Below are 1,739 nucleotides of genomic sequence, written 5' to 3' on the forward strand. Positions count from 1 at the left end.
AAAACCCCGTGTCTACTTTATCGGGGTCAGATCAGATAGCTGATAGCTTTAACACTTATCTATCAAAGCTTAAAAAAACCTGCTTGCTTAATTATCCATCTAAGCGTAAAATGCGCGCTCATTTCGGCTTTTACACTATTAATTCCTTGCCTTAAACCGACCGGCCGAAACGGTAGAAGGCTCTATTAACCGTAAGGAATATCCATGCGTCATTACGAAATCGTATTCATGGTTCACCCTGATCAGAGTGAGCAAGTATCTGGTATGATCGAACGTTATACTGGTTCTATCACTGAAGCTGGTGGTACTATCCACCGTCTTGAAGACTGGGGCCGTCGTCAACTGGCTTACCCAATCAACAAGCTTCACAAAGCTCATTATGTTCTTATGAACGTTGAAGCACCTACTGAAGTAATCAGCGAGCTAGAAACTACTTTCCGCTACAACGATGCAGTGCTTCGTAACTTAGTTATGCGTACTAAAAATGCAGTAACTGAAGCGTCTCCTCTTGCAAGAGAAGAGAAGAAAGAAGCACCAGCTGCTTAATTGTTTTGAGTCCTAGCATGGCACGTAGTCAGCAGTTAGTGTAATGGTTAGCCCATATATGAATCAGCTGGTTATATCGGGGGTTGTTTGTAAAACACCCAAGTTTAGCCAAAGCCCTGCAGGCATACCGCATTGTATTTTTGTTGTAGAACATAAATCGATGCAAACCGAAGCAGATCTTAACCGTAATAGTTACGTTAGGCTTCAGGTTGTTGCCAGTGGTAAGCAAATGCAACAACAGACTCAACATTTGCACGTTGGGCAGGCATTGCAAGTGAGTGGTTTTTTAAATCGCCACGAAGGTCGTAACGGCCTTAGCCAATTGGTTTTGCATGCTCAGCATATAGAAAGAATTATTTGAGGAATTAATCTCATGGCACGTTATTTCAGACGTCGTAAGTTCTGCCGCTTTAAAGCGGAAGGCGTACAACAAATCGATTACAAAGATCTAGCTACTCTTAGAAACTATGTTACAGAAAGTGGCAAAATCGTACCTAGCCGTATTACAGGTACTAGCGCTAAATACCAGCGCCAGCTAGCAACTGCTATTAAGCGTGCTCGCTACTTAGCCCTTCTTCCATACACTGACTTACATAAGTAAGCAGCGGATTAACAGTTTTTAAAAGGTGTAGAAACATGCAAGTTATTCTACTAGATAAGATCGCTAACCTAGGTGGCCTAGGTGACCAGGTTGTTGTTAAATCTGGCTTCGCACGTAACTTCCTTTTCCCGCAAGGTAAGGCAGTTCCTGCAACTAAAGCAAACATTGAAACGTTTGATGCTCGTCGCGCAGACTTAGAAGCGAAAATCGCTGAACAGTTAACTGCAGCACAAGCACGCGCTGACAAACTAGAAGCATTAGCAGAAGTTACTTTAGTATCTAAAGCTGGTGACGAAGGTAAGCTATTCGGTTCAATCGGTACTCGTGACATCGCTGACGCTATCTCAGCTGTTGGTGTTGAAGTTGCTAAATCAGAAGTTCGTTTACCTCACGGTACTATCCGTGAAACTGGCGAATTCGACGTTGCAATCGCAGTACACTCAGACGTAACAGCTACTATTAAAGTAATCGTTATTGCTGAAGCTTAATTTTTAATTAAGCCCAAAAAGCCGTGCTTTTAGCGCGGCTTTTTTGTATCTAAAATTGTCTTGTCCTGAAATGTGTTTACACATTTAGGACTTATTTTATGAAA

At 42.2% G+C, this 1,739-nt stretch carries 4 protein-coding genes; all 4 read left to right on the forward strand.

Going from position 1 to position 1,739, the window contains the following annotated elements:
- Nucleotides 1-204 precede the first annotated feature (204 nt).
- From rpsF to rplI, 4 genes are read left to right on the forward strand one after another with little or no spacing between them, the layout of a single operon-like run.
- Complete coding sequence (gene rpsF, locus AN395_RS19215; protein ID WP_004588455.1) at nucleotides 205-546, forward strand: 30S ribosomal protein S6; 342 nt, start codon at nucleotides 205-207, stop codon at nucleotides 544-546.
- 43 nt (nucleotides 547-589) lie between these two features.
- Nucleotides 590-907: a primosomal replication protein N gene (gene priB, locus AN395_RS19220; RefSeq protein WP_004588456.1), complete on the forward strand. Its 318-nt coding sequence runs from the start codon at nucleotides 590-592 to the stop codon at nucleotides 905-907.
- A 12-nt stretch (nucleotides 908-919) separates the two neighbouring features.
- Nucleotides 920-1,147: a 30S ribosomal protein S18 gene (gene rpsR, locus AN395_RS19225; RefSeq protein ID WP_002962753.1), complete on the forward strand. Its 228-nt coding sequence runs from the start codon at nucleotides 920-922 to the stop codon at nucleotides 1,145-1,147.
- Between the two features lie 35 nt (nucleotides 1,148-1,182).
- Nucleotides 1,183-1,635, forward strand: a complete 453-nt coding sequence (gene rplI, locus AN395_RS19230; protein WP_004588457.1) for a 50S ribosomal protein L9 — start codon at nucleotides 1,183-1,185, stop codon at nucleotides 1,633-1,635.
- Nucleotides 1,636-1,739: the final 104 nt, after the last annotated feature.

Origin of the sequence: Pseudoalteromonas sp. P1-30 (genome assembly GCF_001400005.1) — a bacterium.
In the GTDB taxonomy this organism is placed as follows: Bacteria; Pseudomonadota; Gammaproteobacteria; order Enterobacterales; family Alteromonadaceae; genus Pseudoalteromonas; species Pseudoalteromonas atlantica.

Excerpts from the sequence above, each read along its gene's own strand:
- rpsF (WP_004588455.1), top strand. The coding sequence starts at position 205 with ATGCGTCATTACGAAATCGTATTCATGGTTCACCCTGATCAGAGTGAG.
- priB (WP_004588456.1), top strand. The coding sequence starts at position 590 with ATGGTTAGCCCATATATGAATCAGCTGGTTATATCGGGGGTTGTTTGT.
- rpsR (WP_002962753.1), top strand. The coding sequence starts at position 920 with ATGGCACGTTATTTCAGACGTCGTAAGTTCTGCCGCTTTAAAGCGGAA.
- rplI (WP_004588457.1), top strand. The coding sequence starts at position 1,183 with ATGCAAGTTATTCTACTAGATAAGATCGCTAACCTAGGTGGCCTAGGT.